Genomic DNA, 3,276 nt, shown 5'->3' with positions numbered 1-3,276 from the left:
GGGTCGGCACCACGGCGACGCCGCGCACCTCGTCGAGCCGGAACGCCTCCGCCGGGCCCTCACCGGCCTCCACCGTGATCGCGGAGGTGATGCAGGTGTCGGCGAAGTCGCAGCCCTCCAGGGCGGCGAGCAGCTCGGGGTCCGCAACGTAGACGGTCGGGGCCGCCTCCAGGCTCGCGCCGATGCGCTTGGCCGCGCGCTCGACCTCCAGGGCGCCGGTCACGGCCCGGCGCACCTTCCGGATTTTTTGCCAGCGCTCCGCGAGGGGAGCGTTGAGCCATTCGGCCGGGGTCTCCGGCAGGGTCTGCAGGTGGACCGAGCCGTCGGCGGACGGGTAGCGGTCGAGCCAGGCCTCCTCCGCCGTGAAGGCGAGCACCGGCGCCAGCCAGACCACCACCCGACGGAAGGTCTCGTCGATCACCTGCAAGGCCGCCCGGCGGGTCACCGACGAGATCGGATCGCAGTAGAGCGCGTCCTTGCGCACGTCGAAGTAGAACGACGACAGGTCGCCGGTCATGAAGCCGTTGAGCAGGGCCACGACCCGCTTGGTGTCGTAGGTCGCGTAGGCCTCCCGGATCTCGCCGTCGAGCTCGGCCAGCCGGTGCAGGATCAGCCGCTCCAGCTCCGGCATCTTTTGGACCTCGACGTCATCCCCCTGGATCCGATGCGCCAGGGAGCCGAGCATCCAGCGCAGGGAGTTCCGGAGCTTCCGGTAGGTCTCGGCAAAGGTCTTGATGATCTCAGGGCCGATCCGCAGGTCGTCGGTGTAGTCGGAGGCGGCAACCCACAGGCGCAGGATGTCGGCGCCCGAATCCTTGATGATGCTCTGCGGCGCGACGACGTTGCCCTTCGACTTCGACATCTTCAGGCCCTTCCCGTCGAGCACGAAGCCGTGGGTCAGGACGATGTCGTAGGGCGCCCGGCCGCGGGTGCCGGAGGATTCGAGCAGCGAGGACTGGAACCAGCCCCGGTGCTGGTCCGAGCCCTCGAGGTACATCACCCGGTCCTGGCCGCCGTCGCGGACGCGCCGCACGCCGGCGAGCGCCGGGAACGCCTCCGGATCGTCCAGCACGAAGGCGTGGGTCGAGCCGGAATCGAACCAGACGTCGAGGACGTCCGTGACTTTCTCGTAGGCGGCGGGGTCGTGGTCCGGGGCCAGGAAGCGCTGGGCGGCATCGTCCCGGAACCAGGCATCGGCGCCCTCTTCCTTGAAGGCGTCGCGGATCCGGGCGTTGACGGACGCGTCCTTAAGGATCTCACCGCTTTCCCGGTGGACGAACACGGTGATCGGCACGCCCCAGGCGCGCTGGCGCGAGACCACCCAGTCCGGCCGGTTGCCGACCATGCCGTTGATGCGATTCTTGCCCTGGGGCGGCACCCATTGCGTCTCGTCGATGCTCTGGAGCGCGACCTCCCGCAGGGACCGGTTGCCCAGGCTGTCCACCGGCCGGTCCATGGCGATGAACCATTGCGGGGTGTTTCGAAAGATCACCGGCTTCTTGGAGCGCCAGGAATGCGGGTACTGGTGGCGCAGCACGCCGCGGGCGACCAGCGCCCCGGCCTCGGTGAGCGCAGCGATGACCGCCTTGTTGGCGTCGCCCTTCTCGCCCTTGTCGGTGAGCACCCGGGTGCCCTCGAAGCCCGGCGCGGCCTTGGTCAGGGCGCCGTCCGCATCCACCGTGTAGGGGATCGCGGGGTCGATGCCGCGCTCCTGCAGCAGCCGGCCGCTGGACATCCAGAGATCGAAATCCTCGCGGCCGTGGCTCGGCGCCGTGTGGACGAAGCCGGTACCGGATTCGTCGGTGACATGGTCGCCGTCGAGCATCGGCACGGCGAAGTCGTAGCCGCGGCCGTTGAGCGGGTGCGCCAGGGTGAGGCCGGCCAGCGTCTCCGGGCGCACGTCGCCGACGCGCTCGAACGCCTCGACCCGGGCGGCCTTGAACACGGTGGCGGCCAGGCTGTCGGCCAGCAGGTAGGTCTGCCCGGGGGTCGCCCAGTTCTCGGCCGGAGCCTGCGTCACCCGGTAGAGCCCGTAGGCGATCTTTTTGGAATACGCGACGGCGCGGTTGCCCGGCATGGTCCAGGGGGTGGTGGTCCAGATCACCACCCGAGCGTCCGCCAGCGCCGCGTCGGCCCCATCATCGGCTCCTTGCCGGATCGGGAACGCGACGAACACGGTGTCGCTCACATGCTCCTCGTACTCGACCTCGGCCTCGGCGAGCGCGGTCTTCTCGACCACCGACCACATCACCGGCTTGGAGCCGCGATAGAGCTGGCCGCTCATCGAGAACTTCATCAGCTCGTCGGCGATCACCGCCTCGGCCGGGTAGGCCATGGTCGCGTAGGGGTGGTCCCAGTCGCCGGTGACGCCGAGGCGCTTGAACTCCGCCCGCTGCACGTCGAGCCAGTGGGCCGCAAACGTCCGGCATTCCTGCCGGAACTCGATCACCGGCACGTCGTCCTTGTTGCGGCCCTTGGCGCGGTACTGCTCCTCGATCTTCCACTCGATCGGCAGGCCGTGGCAGTCCCAGCCGGGGACGTAGTTGGCGTCGAGGCCGAGCGCGCCCTGCGAGCGCACCACCACGTCCTTCAGGATCTTGTTGAGCGCCGTTCCGATATGGATGTTGCCGTTGGCATAGGGCGGCCCATCGTGCAGCACGAAGCGCGGCCGGCCCGAAGCGGCGGCGCGGATCTTCCCGTAGAGGTCGATCGCGGCCCAGCGCTCCAGCAGCAGCGGCTCCCGGGTCGGCAGGCCGGCGCGCATCGGAAACTCGGTGCGCGGCAGGAACAGGGTCTTGGAATAGTCGCGGGCAGCCGCGGTCTCGGGGGTGGTCATCGGATCTCGCATCGGCGGTCGGGCCGGCGGCAATGGGCCGGCCGATACAGGAATCTGGGCAGGGCGAGCGGCATCAGGATCCCGGACTTCCGCGCGGCCTCGCCGAAGCGGGCGCTCATTTACGCGGAGGCCGGGCCAATAATTCGAAGCCTGCGGCCCAGGCCGCGAAGAGCATGCGAAGCGAACATGACCCGTTCTCTAGCAGCGGCCCCTTCCCGATGCCAGCGGGCGGCTCTGCGATGACTGATGAGACCTTTCGGCGCTTGAACCGTTGACCGGTACGTCCTCCGCGACGCGCACGTCGCGGAACTCGCCCCGAACGACGACCAGGAGTTGACATGAAGAAGCTGATGATCGCCGCCCTCGCCCTCGCCCCGCTGGCCTTCGCCACCGGCGCCGAAGCCCAGGGCACGGCCAGGGGCGCCCAGCGCGGCGTCGAG

Annotated in this window: 1 protein-coding gene; it reads right to left on the bottom strand. The window is 69.5% G+C overall.

Translation table 11 applies throughout. The features are described from left to right. Positions 1-2,836 (bottom strand): isoleucine--tRNA ligase (gene ileS / locus FV228_RS24380; protein ID WP_147856923.1); only part of this gene is annotated, 2,836 nt, incomplete at its 3' end. Positions 2,837-3,276 lie beyond the last annotated feature (440 nt).

Source organism: Methylobacterium sp. WL18 (assembly GCF_008040015.1).
Taxonomy (GTDB): Bacteria; Pseudomonadota; Alphaproteobacteria; order Rhizobiales; family Beijerinckiaceae; genus Methylobacterium; species Methylobacterium mesophilicum.
Note: the sequence above shows the minus strand (reverse complement) of the source record. Positions and strands in the feature narration are given on the sequence as shown.